The sequence below is a fragment of the Corallococcus sp. NCSPR001 genome, assembly GCF_017309135.1.
Classification (GTDB): Bacteria; Myxococcota; Myxococcia; order Myxococcales; family Myxococcaceae; genus Corallococcus.
Genome location: NZ_JAFIMS010000002.1, coordinates 2,640,081 through 2,655,215 on the forward strand (window position 1 = coordinate 2,640,081; position 15,135 = coordinate 2,655,215).

A 15,135-nucleotide genomic window follows, 5' to 3' on the forward strand; every position below is an offset into this window, starting at 1 on the left:
CGTGTGCGCGGAAGGTGCGCACAACGGGTCACGGCGAGTCACCGGACGCGAGTCAAGAGGGTGTTTACATCCGCGCGATGTCCGCATGGCCGCTGATGCCATTCGCGTAAGTGGGCGTCAGGACTCGGGCGCGCAGCAGGGCGCTACAGGCTGGTAGCGGAATACTTGCCAAAGCGCCCGACTTCCTGATGATTGTCGAGGGTGGGTGTTTCCGCGGACGGCGCCGCGGTGCTTCCGCCACGAGGACGACATGGACCAGTTCGAGCAGAACAAGCAGGCCGCGAAGATTCGTGTCGTGGGCGCGGGCGGGGCGGGCTGCAACGCGGTCAACACGATGATTCTGTCGAAGCTGGATCGCGTCGACTTCATCGCCGCCAACACCGATGTCCAGGCGCTCGCCGCGAGCAAGGCGCCCACCCGGCTGCAGCTGGGCCAGGCGCTCACCAAGGGCCTGGGCGCTGGCGCCAACCCGGAGATGGGCCGCGAGGCCGCCCTGGAGTCGCGCGATCAGATCGCCGCGGTGCTGGAAGGCGCCGACATGGTCTTCGTCACCGCGGGCATGGGCGGTGGCACCGGCACGGGCGCCGCTCCCATCATCGCGGACATCGCCAAGAGCCTGGGCTGCCTCACGGTGGGCGTCGTCACCAAGCCCTTCCTCTTCGAGGGCAACAAGCGCCGCAAGCAGGCCGAGCAGGGCATCGTGGAGCTCAAGGCCGCGGTGGACACGCTCATCACCATCCCCAACCAGCGCCTGCTGTCGCTCTCCAACGAGCCCATGCCGCTGCTGGAGACCTTCAAGCGCGCGGACGAGGTCCTGCTCAACGCCGTGCAGGGCATCAGCGACCTCATCCAGTACCACGGCTACATCAACGTGGACTTCGCGGATGTGAAGACCATCATGAGCGACAAGGGTCTGGCGCTCATGGGCACGGGCCACGCGTGTGGCGACCGCCGCGCCATCACCGCCATGCAGCAGGCCATCTCCAGCCCGCTGCTGGAGGACGTCTCCATCGACGGCGCCACCGGCCTGCTCATCAACATCACCGGCGGCCGTGACATGACCCTGCAGGAGGTCAACGAGGCGCTGACGCTGGTGCACGACTCGGCGGACGGCGAGGCGGAGATCATCTTCGGGTCGCTCATCGACGAGCAGATCCAGGACGAGGTGAAGATCACCATCATCGCCACGGGCTTCGTGCACCGGGACGCGCCCAAGGTGCGCTCCATGCCGCAGGTGGTGCAGGTGCCGCTGGTGGGCCGTCCCTCCACGCCGCCGTCCGTGCTGTCCTCCACGCGTGAGGAGGTGGCCAGCCTGGTGCCCGCGAAGAGCGCGCCCCGTCCGACCATGTCCTCGGTGGAGGCGCCCAAGTCGTCCATGCAGAGCGCGCGCACGGCCGTGGTGAAGGACGCGGCGCTGCCCCTGGACGAGGACCAGTTCGACATCCCCACGTTCCTGCGCCGCCAGGGCCAGACGGAGCTGCCGTAGTCAGGCAGCGGCGGGGATGCTAGCGGGGGAGGCGGGCGACGCTCGCCGTGCCCCTGCCGGTGAGGCGGTCGCATTTGGTGAACAGTCCGTCCACCTCGTCGTAGAGCGCGTCGATGCGCTCCGACGCGCTGGGGGCGGGCAGCAGCCCGTCTCCGGACAGCTCCTCCAGGCGGGTGCCGGCGCGCTGCAAGAGCTGCAGGGCCTTGAGCAGCGAGCGGCCCTGCTGCGTGCCGTCGGGCGTGAAGAGGGTGCCGCCCTCGTAGAGCGTCACCAGATTGGCGCGGGTGTCCTGCTGCCGCTGGTTGAGCCGGTTCCGGTACAAGTCCAGACGGCGGGCGCGACGGGCACCATGCAGGTCCACGACGCTGTGCGTTCCTGTCGACGGGGGATTCACGTCGGGCAAGGTACGCCAGGCCCTCGCAAGCCCGCAAATTTACGGGACTGTACGGACCTGTTGCGCGACTGCCCGGACGCTTGTCAGTCAAGGGGGTGGGGGTTAGTTTGGCCGCCCTTCGTCAAGCCAGGGTGCCCGCCATGTTCCAGAAGCTGCTCATCGCCAACCGGGGAGAAATCGCGCGTCGCATCGGGGCGGTGGCCCGGGGCATGGGCGTGAAGACGGTGGCGGTGCACTCGGACGCGGACGTGAACCTGCCCTTCGTGAAGGAGGCGGACGAGGCCGTGAGAATCGGCCCCGCGCCCGCGAAGGACAGCTACCTGAGCATCCCCGCCATCCTGGAGGCCGCGAAGAAGACGGGCGCCCAGGCGGTGCACCCGGGCTACGGCTTCCTGTCGGAGAACGGCGAGTTCGCCCAGGTGTGCGCGGACGCGGGCCTGACCTTCGTGGGCCCGCCGCCGGAGGCCATGGCGCGGATGAAGGACAAGAGCCAGGCGCGCAAGCTGGTGTCCGCCGCGGGCGTGCCGGTGGTGCCGGGCAGCGACGGCGTCCTGCCGGACGTGCAGAGCGCCCTGGAGGCCGCGGAGCGCATCGGCTACCCGGTGCTGTGCAAGGCCGCCAGCGGCGGTGGCGGCATCGGCATGGCGGCGGCGAACAACCCCGCGGAGCTGGAGAAGGTCTACCGCCAGTGCACGGACCGCGCGAAGGCCGCCTTCGGCCGCGAGGGCGTGTACCTGGAGCGCTACTTCCCGGCGCCCCGCCACATCGAAGTGCAGATTCTGGGCGACACCCACGGCCACCTCATCCACGGCCTGGAGCGCGAGTGCTCCATCCAGCGCCGGCATCAGAAGGTGGTGGAGGAGGCCCCGTCGGTGCTGTTCGCCAATGGACGCAACGCGGGCCTGGCGGACACGCTCTTCACGGCGGCCGTCAAGGCGGCGAAGGCGTTCGGCTACGCCAACGCGGGCACGGTGGAGTTCCTGTACTCCGACGGGCAGGTGTACTTCATCGAGATGAACGCCCGGCTCCAGGTGGAGCACCCGGTGACGGAGCTGACCACGGGCCTGGACCTCATCGGCTGGCAGCTGCGCATCGCCGCGGGCGAGAAGCTCACCGTCAAGCAGGAGGACGTGAAGCGCAAGGGCGCGGCGCTGGAGTTCCGCATCTACGCGGAGGACCCGGTGAAGTACTTCCCGTCCCCCGGCCCGCTGAAGGTGTTCCAGCCGCCCACGGGCGAGGGCGTGCGCCTGGACTCCGGCTACGCGGAAGGGGACGTGGTGACGCCGAACTACGACCCGATGATCGCCAAGCTCATCATCAGCGGTGCGACGCGCGACGAGGCCATTGCCCGCGCGGTGAAGGCCCTGGAGTCCTTCCGCATCGAAGGCATCAAGACGAACATCCCGCTCCACCTGCGCATCCTGAAGGACCCAGCCTTCAGCGCCGGCGAGCTGGACACGCACTTCCTGGATCATCACGCGAAGCCTTAAGTATTCCCACCCGAGGAGGGACGGTTCATGGCGGACGTTGCGGCGCACATCACGGGCACGGTGTGGAAGATCGAGGTGAAGGTCGGCGACAAGGTGGATGCCGGCACCACGCTCGTCATCCTCGAGTCCATGAAGATGGAGATGCCCGTGGAGGCCGAAGAGGGCGGCACGGTGAAGGAGATCCGCTGCACGGAGGCGCAGCCGGTCAACGAGGGCGACGTCCTCGTGGTGCTCGGGTAGCCACGGGCCGCACCGGATGGAGCCCACGCTGGAGGTGGAGGATCGCGAGGGCGGTGTCCGGGTGCTCACCGTCTCCAACCCGTCGCGGCGCAACGCGCTGAATGACGCGTTGCTGGCCCGGCTGGACGCGGCGCTGGAGCCGGCCGCCCACGTGCGCGCGCTGCTGGTGCGCGGCCAGGGCGGGCACTTCTGCGCGGGCTATGACTTGACGCACCTGGGGCCGCCGGGCGCGGACGGGCGGCTGCCGGATGACCCGCTGGTGGCGTGCCTGCTGAAGCTGGAGCGGCACCCGGCGCCGTCGGTGGCGCTGGTGCAGGGCGGCGCGGTGGGGGCGGGCTTCGACCTGGCGGCCTCCTGCGACTTCCGCGTGGGCGCCGCCGACGCGTTCTTCCTCATGCCTCCGGCCCGGTTGGGCATCGTGTACTCGCCGGAGGGGCTGGCGCGGGCGGTGCGGCTGGTGGGGCTGTCGCGCGCCAAGCAGCTGTTCCTCACCGCGCGCCGGCTGCCGGCGGCGGAGGCGCTCGCGTGGGGCCTGCTGGACGAGTGCCCCGAGGACGCGGAAGGACGCGCGCTGGCGCTGTGCGCGACGCTGGCCGCGGGGGCGCCCAGGGCGGTGTCGGGGATGAAGGAGGCGTTCGGGCTGCTGGCGCGCTCCGGGTTGTCCCCGGAGGACGTCGCGCACCTGCGTCAGGTGCGCGGCGAGGCGTTTGGCAGCGAGGACGCGAAGGAGGGGCGCGCGGCCTTCCTGGAGAAGCGCGCGCCCCGGTTCAGCGGCTGCTAGGTGTCGCCGAACAGCTCGCCCATGCGCAGCTGCAGCGCGGAGGCGATCTTGTAGAGCGACGAGATGGACGCGGAGGACTCCGCGCGCTCGATTTGGGACAGCAGGGACACGGACAGGCCGGTGCGGCGGGCCAGCTGCTTGAGCGTGAGCTCCTGCGTCTTGCGCGCGTCGCGGATGGTGCGGCCGATGGCGCGGTGCAGGTCGGCTTCCGGGTCCTGGGACAGACCCTTCTTCTGCAACGCGTTGCGCACGGCGGCCGTGAACTGCTCCGGCTCCATGGGCTTCTTCACATAGTCGGACGCCTGCGCCTTGAGCGACGCGACGGCCGTGTCCACGGTGGGGTAGGCCGTGGCGACGATGACCGCGATGTCCGTGTCGTACTTGCGGATCAGCTCCAGCACCTCGGTGCCGGACATCTGCGGCATCATCATGTCGAGGATGACGAGATGGAAGTCGGAGCCACGGAGGATGTCCACCGTCTGCGTGGGGTCCGTGGTGGTGACGACCTCGTAGCCTTCACGGGTCAGCACGAGCTTGAGGTAGTCGCAGTTGTCCTGCTCGTCATCAACTACCAGGATGCGAATCTGCACAGCGTCTCCTCGCTGCAGGGTTGAGGGAAGTGCTGCGGGGATCTACTCGCCAGTGTCGGCGGCGGGGGGTTATTGAGCCTGGGACTGGGCCTGGACCTTGCTCAGGGCTTTGATCACCAGGTCGCGCTTGGGATAGCCGTCGGACGTGAGCGTGAGGAATTCCTTATAGGCCTGCTCACTCGCTTTGTAGTCCTTGAGCGCGGCTTGCACCACGCCCAGCATGAGGTGGCACTCGGGAACCTTGGGCGCGAGCAACGCGCAGTCCTTGGCGATCTCCAGGGCGCTGTTGCGCTCCTGGGTCTTGGTCAGATCGAGGACCCGGGCCTGGATTTCTTCGATGTTCTTGCTCACGTCCGCCGGCTTCATGTTCCGCATGAAGTCGGACGTGGGCTTGGCATTCGGGTTCTTGGGCGCGGTGGCTGTTGCCTCCGGCTCCTCCTGCGCGGGGGGCTCCGTCACGGGGGCGGTCTGCGCGGCCTGGGCCTGAGCGGCCTCCAGCTGGTCGTTCAGGGTCTTGCGGTCCTCCGCGAAGACCACCGTGTCCGCGGGGATGGCGCTGAAGCTCTTGACCGCGTTGTCGACCTCCTTGGCACCGAGGGCCTTGCGGGTCGCCTGGATGGCGGTCTCCGCCTTCTTCTCCGTGGTCAGCCGCGTCTGGAGTTCCTCCAGCTTCGCGGGCGGGAGCGCCTTGGACTTGCGGAGTGAGTCGAGCGCGGAGGCGGCGATGTTCAACTTGCCCGCCTGCAGCGCGTCCTGGAACGCCTGATCCGCCGGAGGCTCGGGCGGCTTCTCCGGCGTCGCGGGCGGCTTCGCGGCCACGGTCTCCGGGGGCTTCGTCTCCGGGGGCTTCGTCTGCGGAGGCGGCTCCGGGATGGGCTGCGGATCCGCGGCGACCACGGGAGGCGTGTCGTCCGGCGGCTTGGGCAGCAGGTCCTGGCCCTTCACCACGAAGAGCGCCGCGCCCGCGCCAATGGACAGGAACACGATGACCGCGGCCACCCACATCTTCTTGGAGCCGCCGCGGCCCTGCGCCGCGATGTCCTCTTCCAGCGACCCGGGGCCCACGAAGCGCAGCTTCACGTGGCCCATCTCGATGATGTCACCGTGGGCGAGCGTCGCCTGCGCGTAGCTCTCCCCGTTGACCGTCATCCCGTTGGCCGACTGCATGTCGATGACGCGCCACTCGCCGGTCTCCTCGCGCACGACCTTCGCGTGCGTGCGGGACAGCGAACGGTGGTCCAGGGCCACGTCGTTCTCCGACGTGCGGCCGATCCGCAGCTCCGTGCGGTTGCAGTCGAACTCCTGGCCCTTGAACTCGGCGGGGCCGAGCACCACCAGCCGGGGCTGCTCGTCCTCGGGCACGCGCTCCACGCGCCGGGGCCGGTCCGCCTCCATCTGGTCCATGCGGATGATGGACGTGGCGTTGCGGCGCGCCTCCGCGGACACGGGCGTGTGCTCGTGCTCGTCCCCGGAGTCGTCCTCCGCCTCGTCCTCGCCGTCCACCATGGTGTCGCGGGGACGGGGACCGCTGGCGACCTCGTCGTCGTCGTCCTCCTCCTCGGGCTCCGGCTCCGGCCGGCGGGAGGCGGGCACCTTGGCGGTGATGGCGCCAGTGGGGGCGCCAGCGTTGGCCGCGCCCTCGACCTGCAACGCCAGATCGTAGTCGCCGATCTGGATGAGGTCGCCCTCCTTGAGAGGGAGCTGGCCTGCGACGCGCTCGCCGTTGATCCGGGTGCCGTTGTAGCTCCCCAGGTCTTCGAGCACGACGTGTCCATTGAGGCGCACGAGCCGGGCGTGTCGACGTGACACGTTGCGCTCGGTCAGGCGGATGGTGTTCCCCTCCTGACGGCCAATGGTGATTTCGTCGCGCACGAAGGGAACAACGGTCTTGCGCCCCTCGTCGTCTTCGATGATGAGCTTCAGCACGGGTCCGGTCCGAGTACAGCTATAGCAGAATGCCCTTCACCGAGACAAGCCATGTATCCCCCGAGAACAACAGGGTTTTTCGCCCATCCCAGGGTCAGGAAGGCACTGTTGTCCATCGGTCGATTGGCCGGAAAGGGTGGGGAGGGCAGGGTACCTGGGCTCACGATAGCGCTGATCGCGGCGCAGGCCATTCTGTACACCTGGATGGCGTCCGGAGGCCCGCCCGGAGTGGATGTGTTGATCCACTGGGGGGCGAAGTCCGGCCCCCTGGTGACGGACGCGGGGCAGGGCTGGCGGCTCTTGACGGCCAACCTCCTGCACCGGGACGCCCTGCACCTGGGCCTCAACCTGCTGGTGTTCGCGGGGGCGGGCACGGCGGTGGAGCGCTCGTGCCGGTGGTGGGACTACGTGGCGCTGCTCGTCGTGTCGGGGCTGGCGACGATGGCGGGCTCGCTCTGGTGGTCTCCGACGGTGAGCGTGGGCGCGTCCGGGTGGGTGTTCGGGTGCGTGGGGACGCTGCTGGTGCTGGGGCGGCGCGCCCGGACCGGGGCGAAGGGCGCACGGATGGGGTGGTTCTCCGGGGAGAACGCGCTGCCCACGGTGCTCGTCTTCCTGTGGCTCGGCTGGACGAGCGTGGGCGTGGACAACGCGGGGCACATGGGCGGGCTGATGGCGGGGCTGCTCGTGGGCGTCCTCTTGCGCTCGCGGGCGTGGGGGGCGGGGGCCTTCCGGGCCGTGGCGCTGGTGGGGCTCGCGGGGCTGGGCGCGGCGGTGGTGGTGACGGAGCGGTCCAGGTGGCGGGTGGAGCACGACGACGGCTTCGGAATGTCGGTGCTGCTGCCGGACGGCTGGCGCCGCGAGGAGGACGGCCAGGAGCGCAGGGCCTTCTCCAACGGCCTGAAGGGCCTGGGACGGGCCACGCTCACGGCGGAGGCCATCGAGGCGGGTGAGCCCGGGGACGGCTCGGCGCAGGCCCAGCACTTCCTGGACGCGTCGCTGGTGCCGGGGCGGGCAGGGCCGGAGGGGCGCACCGTGTCCGTGGGCGCCGTCGAGCCCGCGTCCCTGGGAGGCAGACCCGCGCAGCGGATCCGCGCGGAGCTGGACGGGGTGGGGGGGCGGACGCACCTGATGGCGTGGTTCGTGCCGCGTGGAGAGTGGGTGTACCGGCTCGTCTTCACCTGGCCCCAGGCCTACCCGGCGTACGCGCGGGTGGTGGAGCGGATGACGGCGGACGTGCGCTTCGAGGAGCCCGCGAGCCTGAGGGTCGCCCGGGCCCGGGCGCTGCTGGTGCCGGGCGTGGCGGGGCCGCTGCGGGAGCTGGGCCATGCCCTGCGGCGGTGGGGGCTGCCGGCGGATGCCGTGGAGCCGCTGGCGTCGGCGGTGCGGCTGGCGCCGACGCAGGTGGACACGCGCGTGGAGCTGGCCCGCGCGTACTTCGAGTCGGGGCAGGTGGAGGAGGGCTGTCACTCGGCGGCGGAGGCACGGGTGTATGGACCGTCCGACACGGGCGCCCTGGAGGCGGGCGTGCGCTGCGCGCTGGCGCGGGGGGACACGGCCGAGGCCCTGCTGCGCCTGGAAGAGGCCCGCCGCGTGGACCCCCGGGATGCGCGCCTGCGCGCGGCCGAGGGGGCCTTGAAGGCGGCGGTCGAGGCCCCGGGGACGTCTCCCTAGAGGCGGTGACGTGGGAGCTCAGCGCTCGCCGAACGGGCGCACCGCGAGCCCCACCCCCAGCATCCCCTCGTCGCGCCGGTAGAGGCCCGCGTCGTCGCGCACGCCCGTGGCCGTGAGCCGCGCGAACACCGGCGCGTCGTTGACCGCGAGGAGCACGTGCTCCAGCGCGACCTCCCCCCGCGCCCGGAAATGGGCGCCGCCGTCGAAGTCGAAGCTCCAGCCAGCGAGCCCGGTCGCGCGCAGGGCCCACCTGCCATCCCGCGTCTCCCAGCCCGCGTCGAGCAGCAGGGACGTGAAGGGGGACACCTCGTTCCGCGTGCCCTCCGGCGCGTGCCGCAGCGCATGGCTCGCGGCGGGGCCCACGGCCAGCCAGCCCCACTCCGTGTTCGTGCGGAGCGGATCCAACAGCAGCCCCACGCGGCCCGTCTCCAGCGTCCAGCCCGGGCCCTCCCAGACGCGCCGCTCCAGGTGCGCCGCGCGCACGGCGAGGGCCACGTCGAACGGGAAGGGGATTTGCCGGGGCCGGCCGAGGGTGACGAGCAGGGAGCCTTCCTCCACGTGCCTGCGCAAGAGGCCGTCGTACGCGGTGAAGGTCAGCCCCTGGTGCTCGCCGCCCCACGCCTCCGTCATGAGCAGCCGGTGCGAGTCGAGCCACAGCGAGTCCGTCTTGCTGCCGCTCAAGCGCACCGAGCGGACGAGGAACCCCGTGCGCACGGCGAGGGCCTCCGCGTCGTCCTGCACGCGCAAGCCGGTGCCCAGCACCCAGCCGGTGCCGGGGTCGAAGCAGGTGGGGAACGTCTCCCCGGCCGCCGTCTGGCCCTGACAGGGCAGGCCCGGCGCGGTGCCCAGGAGCAATGCCAGCGCGAGCGCCACCATCCCGGACCTAGCCCTTTCCAGGAGCGGACGTCGGCGCGGTCCTTCTGGCCGGGGCCCACATGGAGAAGCGCAGGCCCGCCTGCGCGGACCACTCCCAGCCGGCGGGCGCGTTCGCCACGTCGTCGCGCCACGTCCCGCGTCCATCCAGCGTCACGCTCACGGGCTGGTCGTTGATGGCCAGCGCGATGAACTCGTAGCCCGCGCGCAGCCTCAGCCGCTCCGGACGCAGGGGCCGGCCCTCCACCGCCTCCGCGAAGAGCACCTTCTGGGCCTCCGCGCCGAAGCGCACGTGGTGGAAGCCGTCCCGGTCCAGCGTGAAGTCCCCCTCCAACGCCGCCGCCGGAACGAGCGTGAAGAAGCCGTTCGTCCGGTCGCGCTCCACGGCGGGCCCGGTCCGCACGCGCACGTAGGACACGAGGTCGCTCGAGTGCCACAGGTCCAGCGTCACGTTCATCGCGGCCAGGGAGAGGAAGTCCGCGTGCGCGTCCTCGCGGCGCACCTGCTCACCGTGGAGCAGCTCCATCCAGAAGCCCAGGTTGGCGTAGATGTCGAAGCGCCGGGGGCGGCCGTAGAAGGTCGTCACCCGGAAGAGCGGCGCGTCGTTCTGGCTGCGGAAGTCGTAGCGCAGGAGCGTGGCCTCGTAGGAGTCCGCGTCCCCCAGGTACAGCTCCGTGTCCAGCAGCGTCAGCCGGTGCAGCCGGTCCGAGTCTCCCGGCCACTCGATGTCCACGCCGAAGTCCACCCGCACGCGCTGGTCCAGGCGGTCCGTCCGCTCCAGCCAGCGCGGCGCCCAGGCCCCGCCCACGTAGACGCGCCGGTGCAGGTCGAAGTTGTACTGGAGCACCCGCCCGCGCTCGTCGCGGTACCAGCCCGGTGGCGCCTCCGCGATGGCGGGCACCATGCGGTACTGGCGCGCCAACTCCGTGGGCATCAGGTTCGTGACGCACCGGTCCACCCGCTGCATCGGCTGGTCCTTCTCGTGGCCCTCCGAGTCCAGCTCGTAGGCGGGCGACACCAGGCACTCCTTCTTCGCGTCGTCGCAGCGGGCGCGCCACGCTCCGGAAGGCACGGCGGGCGTGGGCGGCAGGGTGAGGCACCGAGCCTGCCCGGCGTCGGATTGCCGGGGGGAGGACGCATCCGGAACGGCCATCTGGAAGTCCCAGGGCTCCGCCTCCACCTGCCCCAGCACGAGGGCACATCCCAGGGTCACCGCTGAAACCAGCATCACGACTCCTCATCGACGTTGAGCGGCCCTGCGCGTTCCGGCCACGCGGTCAGGCTTCGTGATGGGGGGCCTCTTCAAGGCCCGTGCCCCCTGGCTGGAGGACGGCCTTCCGCGGACTTGCCCGTGCGGCTGTACAGGCGCCTGCACAGCCCCTGTGCACGCGGATGCGCGTGCGCTGGCGCGAGAACGACGCACCCCCTTCCAGGTCGGTCGACCGGCGGGGGTGGCGGGGGTATAAGCCCCCCGGCCCCATGGGGTTCACGGTGGCCCGTCCCGGACGACGAAGGAGCACTCGCGCGTGGCAAGCGACGGCGAAAAGAACTCGCAGGGGGATTCCACCTTCACCCAGGCCATCCTCGGTGAGGACACCCTGACGTCTTCATGGGGGCGGCGGTGGCTGTCCCTGTCCTTCAGCGCGCGCGTCGTGCTCGCGACCGCGGGCTTCGCGGCGCTGCTCTTCGTGCCCTACCTGGGCGCGGTCGGCCTGTGGGACCCCTGGGAGACGCACTACGGCGAAGTGGGCCGGCAGATGATCCAGCGCTCCGACTACGTCTATCCCTTCTGGGAGAACGCGTGGTTCTTCTCCAAGCCGCCGCTCACCATGTGGATGCAGGCGCTGGGGATGAACATCGTCGGCGCGCTGCGCGGCGACGGCGCCATGGGGCTCTACACGGAGTGGGGCATGCGCATGCCCTTCGCCCTGCTGAGCATCACCGCCGTGGCGCTCCTGTCGCTGGCGGTGGCGCGCACGGTGAACATGCGCGCGGGCCTGGCCACGGGCTTCGTGCTGGCCACCATGCCGCTGTACTTCCTGCTCACCCGGCAGACCGTCACCGACACGCCCTTCGTCACCACCTTCGTGTGCGCCATGGCGTGCGCCATCATCGGCCAGTTGGATGACACCACGAAGCACCGCGCCGGCTGGTGGTACGCGTTCTACGTCTTCGCGGGCCTGGCCACGCTGGCCAAGGGCCTCTTGGGCGTGGGCCTGCCCGCGGTCATCCTGGTGCTGTACGCGGTGGCGGGCGTCATCCCGTGGAGCCGCGAGAGCCTGGAGGCGCACCTGCGCTGGCTCACCAGCGGCGAGGTCCGCGCCCAGGTGCGCGCGGGCACGCGGGCCATGCCCGTGCTGTGGGCGCAGATGTACCGGATGAAGCTGGGCACGGGCATCCTGGTGTTCGCGGCGGTGGCGGTGCCCTGGTACCTGACGCTGGTGCTCTTCGACGGCGTGGACGACGAGGGCAAGCTGTTCTGGTACCGCTTCTTCATCCACGACCACCTGAACCGCCTCACCGCGGGCGTGCACACCACCACGCCCGGCGGGTCGTTCACCTACTTCATCGAACAGGGTGGCTTCGCCATCTTCCCGTGGGTGGCGCTGGTGCCCGGCGCGTTCGCGGTCGTGTCGCGGCTCAAGCTGCGCTCGCGCGACAAGGCGGACCACCTGGCGCTCATCGCCGTGCTGTGGGTGGCGTTCGCGTTCTACCTGCTGGCCTCCAGCGCCACGAAGTTCCACCACTACGTGTTCCCCATCCTGCCGGGCCTGGCCATCCTCATCGCGCTGTTCGTGGACCGGTTGTGGAAGGACGGCATCCACGAGCACGCGGTGAGCCTCATCTTCGGCCTGGTGCTCTTCATCCTGGTGGGCAAGGACCTGGCGGAGAACCCCAAGGACTTCACCGACCTGTTCGTCTACAACTACGACCGGCCCTATCCGCAGGACCTGGTCTCCAAGCCCATCGCGTTCTTCTCCTCGCGCCCGCTGTGGATGGGCGACCTGGTGACGCTGGTGCTGCTGGCCTTCGGCGTGTACCTGGCCTTCGACGCGTTCTCCTCCAAGGCGAAGCTGGAGCGCCCGGCCGCGGCGCGCGCGGTGGCGCTGGGCCTGCTGCTCACCGGCGGGGCCACGCTTGTCGCGGTGGCGTCACAGGGGCAGGTGTCCGCGATGGGGCTGTGGGGCGTGGCGCTGGTGGCGCTCGCGGGCTTCCTCTTCTGGCAGGCGTCGCGGCCGGAGGAGGCGCCGGGGCGCACGGTGCTCCAGGCGGTGGGCTTCGGCCTGGCGCTGGTGGGCGTGGCGCTGGCGGTGCGCGGCTTCAAGGGGCCGCCCGCGTCGGACGCGCTGTTCAAGGCCCTGTCCGGGACCATCAACGTGAAGGTGGGCATGGGCTTCGCGTTCGGCGTGGCCGGCGTGCTGGCGGCGGTGGCCGCGCTGCAGCGCTCGCGCGTGCTCTTGTTCAGCACCTTCTGGGGCCTGGCCGCGGCGTTCGCGCTCTGGTTCAACTGGGGCCACTGGGTGGACCTGTCCCACCACTGGACGCAGCGCGACCTGTTCTGGCGCTACTACAACCAGCGCCAGCCGGGGGAGCCCATCGCCGCGTACATGATGAACTGGCGCGGGGAGACGTTCTACTCGCGCAACACGGTGGAGCAGTTCCGCGCCAACGACGCCAACACGCGCATGCGCCAGTACGCGGCGCGGCCCGGCCGCGAGTGGGCGCTGGTGGAGCACAACCGCGTGAACCTGCTGCGCAACGCGGTGGGCGCCGACAAGAACGTCACCCTCATCGACCGGGACATCAACAACAAGTTCGTCCTGGTGACCATCGAGTGAGCATCCTCGTCCCGCCCCCGCTCGCGGAGCCCCTGGCGAGGGGCGGCCTGCGCGTGCGCGGCCTGGCGAAGCGCTTCGGCGAGCGCACCGCCGTGGAGGACCTCACCTTCGACGTGCGGCCCGGGGAGGTGTTCGGCCTCCTGGGCCCCAACGGCGCGGGAAAGACGACGACGGTGCGCATGCTGACGGGGCTGCTCAAGCCCTCCAGCGGCGACGCGGAGGTGTGGGGCCACTCCGTCACGCACGACGGCGAGTCGCTGCGCAAGGTGGTGGGGCTGCTCACCGAGCAGCCCGGGCTCTACGACCGGCTCACCGCGCGGGAGAACCTGCGCTTCTTCATGAAGCTGCATGAGATGGACGAGTCCGTCGCGTGGCCCCGGGCGAAGCACTACCTGGACCGCTTCGGGCTGGGGGGCCGCGAGGACGACCCGTGCGGCGGCTTCAGCAAGGGCATGCGCCAGAAGCTGGCCATCGTGCGCACGCTGGTGCACGACCCGCGCGTCATCTTCCTGGACGAGCCCACCAGCGGCCTGGACCCGGAGTCCGCGCGCACCGTGCGCGACGCGGTGGCGGAGCTGGCCTCCGAAGGGCGCACCATCGTGCTGTGCTCGCACAACCTGTCGGAGGTGGAGCGGCTGTGCGAGCGCGTGGCCGTGGTGCGCCGCCGCCTGCTGGCGCTGGGCCCGGTGCGCGAGCTGCGCCGCGCGGGGCAGTCGCTGGACGTGCGCGTGGAGGGCGACGCGCGAGGCTTCGTCACCGCGCTGGCGGCGCTGCCCTTCCGGCCCAACGTGCTGGTGGAGGGCGGGCGCCTGCGGGTGATGCTGGCGGATGAGGCGCGGGCGCCGGACGTGGTGGCGTGCCTGGTGAGGGCGGGGGCCCGCGTGCACAGCGTGGTGCCCGCGCAGCGCCCGTTGGAAGAGGTGTACCTGGACCTGCTGCGGGAAGAGGGGACGTGAGCATGGCCTTCCGGCCGCGACGCGCGTTGGCGGTGTTCTGGAAGGACTCGCTGGACCTGCGCAAGAACGTGGGCCTGCTCGTGTCCATGGCGGTGCTGCCCCTGGTGATGGTGACGGTGCCCATCGGAGTGGTGTGGACGTACGTGCGGCAGCCGGACCAATCGGACCTGCGCATGGTGGCGCTCTTCTACGACCCCACGCTGCCCCTGGGCGCGAGCGCGGCGCGCTTCCTCATCGACAAGTCGCTCACCGACTGGTTCGGCATGTTCCTGGTGATGCCCGTCTTCATCCCCATCCTCATCGCGTCCCAGAGCGTGGCGGGGGAGAAGGAGCGCCGCACGCTGGAGCCGCTGCTCGCGTCGCCCGTGTCCGCGGCGGAGCTGGTGGCGGGCAAGTGCCTGGCCGCGCTGGTGCCCGCGGTGGTGCTGACCTGGGTGGCCTTCGCGCTGTTCTGCGTGGGCGTGGACTGGGTGGCGTGGCCGCTGGTGGGCGCGCCGCTGATGCCCAACGCGCTGTGGGGCTTCGGCGTCTTCGTGCTCGCGCCGCTGTTCGCCTTCTTCGGCAACGGCGTCGCGGTGCTCATCTCCGCCCGGGTGAGCGAGGCGCGCATGGCGCAGCAGCTGTCCGCGCTGGTGGTGCTGCCGCTGGTGGGGCTGGTGGGGGGCCAGGTGGCCGGCGTGCTCAAGGCGGGCATGGGCTACTACGCCATCCAGGGCGGGGTGGTGGTGGTGCTGGACGTCATCCTGCTGGCGGCCAGCATCCGGTTCCTGGACCGGGAACGTCTGGTCAGCCGCTGGGGTTGAGTCACTGGCGGGTTGGAGAGTGGACTGCCAGGGGGCCGGCCGGACGGGCAGGCGCCCGTGAAGCTGGTATGTTCCAGAGGAGGATG

13 protein-coding genes are annotated in these 15,135 nt (G+C 70.9%); 8 read left to right on the forward strand and 5 right to left on the reverse strand.

Going from position 1 to position 15,135, the window contains the following annotated elements; genetic code table 11:
• The first annotated feature begins 250 nt into the window (after window positions 1–250).
• Window positions 251–1,486, forward strand: a complete 1,236-nt coding sequence (gene ftsZ, locus JYJ93_RS12895) for a cell division protein FtsZ (protein ID WP_206790396.1) — start codon at window positions 251–253, stop codon at window positions 1,484–1,486.
• A gap of 19 nt (window positions 1,487–1,505) precedes the next feature.
• On the opposite strand, the gene JYJ93_RS12900 is transcribed toward ftsZ, so the two are convergent.
• Window positions 1,506–1,847, reverse strand: a complete 342-nt coding sequence (locus JYJ93_RS12900) for a hypothetical protein (protein WP_233591908.1) — start codon at window positions 1,845–1,847, stop codon at window positions 1,506–1,508.
• Between the two features lie 173 nt (window positions 1,848–2,020).
• Between JYJ93_RS12900 and JYJ93_RS12905 the strand changes: the two genes are divergently transcribed.
• The 3 genes from JYJ93_RS12905 to JYJ93_RS12915 are packed head-to-tail and all read left to right on the forward strand — an operon-like array spanning window position 2,021 to window position 4,391.
• Entirely contained in the window at window positions 2,021–3,370 is a 1,350-nt protein-coding gene (locus JYJ93_RS12905) for an acetyl-CoA carboxylase biotin carboxylase subunit (RefSeq protein WP_206790398.1), read from the forward strand.
• Window positions 3,371–3,397: 27 nt separating this feature from the next.
• On the forward strand, window positions 3,398–3,610 hold the full coding sequence (locus JYJ93_RS12910; protein ID WP_206790401.1) for a biotin/lipoyl-binding carrier protein: 213 nt from the start codon (window positions 3,398–3,400) through the stop codon (window positions 3,608–3,610).
• A gap of 16 nt (window positions 3,611–3,626) precedes the next feature.
• Window positions 3,627–4,391, forward strand: a complete 765-nt coding sequence (locus tag JYJ93_RS12915) for an enoyl-CoA hydratase/isomerase family protein (RefSeq protein WP_206790403.1) — start codon at window positions 3,627–3,629, stop codon at window positions 4,389–4,391.
• Here JYJ93_RS12915 and JYJ93_RS12920 read toward each other — a convergent pair.
• Together JYJ93_RS12920 and JYJ93_RS12925 are read right to left on the reverse strand one after the other, a co-directional pair.
• Window positions 4,388–4,981: a response regulator gene (locus JYJ93_RS12920; protein ID WP_014398871.1), complete on the reverse strand. Its 594-nt coding sequence runs from the start codon at window positions 4,979–4,981 to the stop codon at window positions 4,388–4,390. The genes JYJ93_RS12915 and JYJ93_RS12920 overlap by 4 nt on opposite strands.
• Window positions 4,982–5,050: 69 nt before the next feature.
• Entirely contained in the window at window positions 5,051–6,907 is a 1,857-nt protein-coding gene (locus JYJ93_RS12925) for an FHA domain-containing protein (RefSeq protein WP_206790412.1), read from the reverse strand.
• Between the two features lie 228 nt (window positions 6,908–7,135).
• On the opposite strand from JYJ93_RS12925, the gene JYJ93_RS12930 reads away from it, so the two are divergent.
• Window positions 7,136–8,578, forward strand: a complete 1,443-nt coding sequence (locus JYJ93_RS12930; RefSeq protein WP_330166748.1) for a rhomboid family intramembrane serine protease — start codon at window positions 7,136–7,138, stop codon at window positions 8,576–8,578.
• Window positions 8,579–8,596: 18 nt separating this feature from the next.
• Here the strand turns inward: JYJ93_RS12930 and JYJ93_RS12935 are convergent, their stop codons facing one another.
• Entirely contained in the window at window positions 8,597–9,454 is an 858-nt protein-coding gene (locus JYJ93_RS12935) for a hypothetical protein (protein ID WP_206790423.1), read from the reverse strand.
• Window positions 9,455–9,461: 7 nt separating this feature from the next.
• Window positions 9,462–10,679, reverse strand: a complete 1,218-nt coding sequence (locus JYJ93_RS12940; RefSeq protein WP_206800277.1) for a hypothetical protein — start codon at window positions 10,677–10,679, stop codon at window positions 9,462–9,464.
• Window positions 10,680–10,977: 298 nt separating this feature from the next.
• On the opposite strand from JYJ93_RS12940, the gene JYJ93_RS12945 reads away from it, so the two are divergent.
• From JYJ93_RS12945 to JYJ93_RS12955, 3 genes are read left to right on the forward strand one after another with little or no spacing between them, the layout of a single operon-like run.
• Window positions 10,978–13,290 carry a glycosyltransferase family 39 protein gene (locus JYJ93_RS12945; RefSeq protein WP_206790425.1) on the forward strand — a complete coding sequence of 771 codons (2,313 nt, stop codon included), beginning with the start codon at window positions 10,978–10,980 and terminating at the stop codon, window positions 13,288–13,290.
• Window positions 13,287–14,246, forward strand: coding sequence for an ABC transporter ATP-binding protein (locus JYJ93_RS12950; protein WP_206790427.1), 960 nt, complete (start codon window positions 13,287–13,289; stop codon window positions 14,244–14,246). Before JYJ93_RS12945 ends, JYJ93_RS12950 begins: the two co-directional genes overlap by 4 nt.
• A 2-nt stretch (window positions 14,247–14,248) precedes the next feature.
• Complete coding sequence (locus JYJ93_RS12955) at window positions 14,249–15,049, forward strand: ABC transporter permease subunit (RefSeq protein WP_206800279.1); 801 nt, start codon at window positions 14,249–14,251, stop codon at window positions 15,047–15,049.
• The last annotated feature ends 86 nt before the right edge of the window (window positions 15,050–15,135 follow it).

What these genes read in the sequence shown, in the direction of transcription:
- JYJ93_RS12905 (WP_206790398.1), top strand. Translation starts at nt 2,021, where the DNA reads ATGTTCCAGAAGCTGCTCATCGCCAACCGGGGAGAAATCGCGCGTCGC.
- JYJ93_RS12935 (WP_206790423.1), bottom strand. Translation starts at nt 9,454, where the DNA reads ATGGTGGCGCTCGCGCTGGCATTGCTCCTGGGCACCGCGCCGGGCCTG.
- JYJ93_RS12940 (WP_206800277.1), bottom strand. Translation starts at nt 10,679, where the DNA reads ATGCTGGTTTCAGCGGTGACCCTGGGATGTGCCCTCGTGCTGGGGCAG.
- JYJ93_RS12955 (WP_206800279.1), top strand. Translation starts at nt 14,249, where the DNA reads ATGGCCTTCCGGCCGCGACGCGCGTTGGCGGTGTTCTGGAAGGACTCG.
- JYJ93_RS12910 (WP_206790401.1), top strand. Translation starts at nt 3,398, where the DNA reads ATGGCGGACGTTGCGGCGCACATCACGGGCACGGTGTGGAAGATCGAG.
- JYJ93_RS12915 (WP_206790403.1), top strand. Translation starts at nt 3,627, where the DNA reads ATGGAGCCCACGCTGGAGGTGGAGGATCGCGAGGGCGGTGTCCGGGTG.
- ftsZ (WP_206790396.1), top strand. Translation starts at nt 251, where the DNA reads ATGGACCAGTTCGAGCAGAACAAGCAGGCCGCGAAGATTCGTGTCGTG.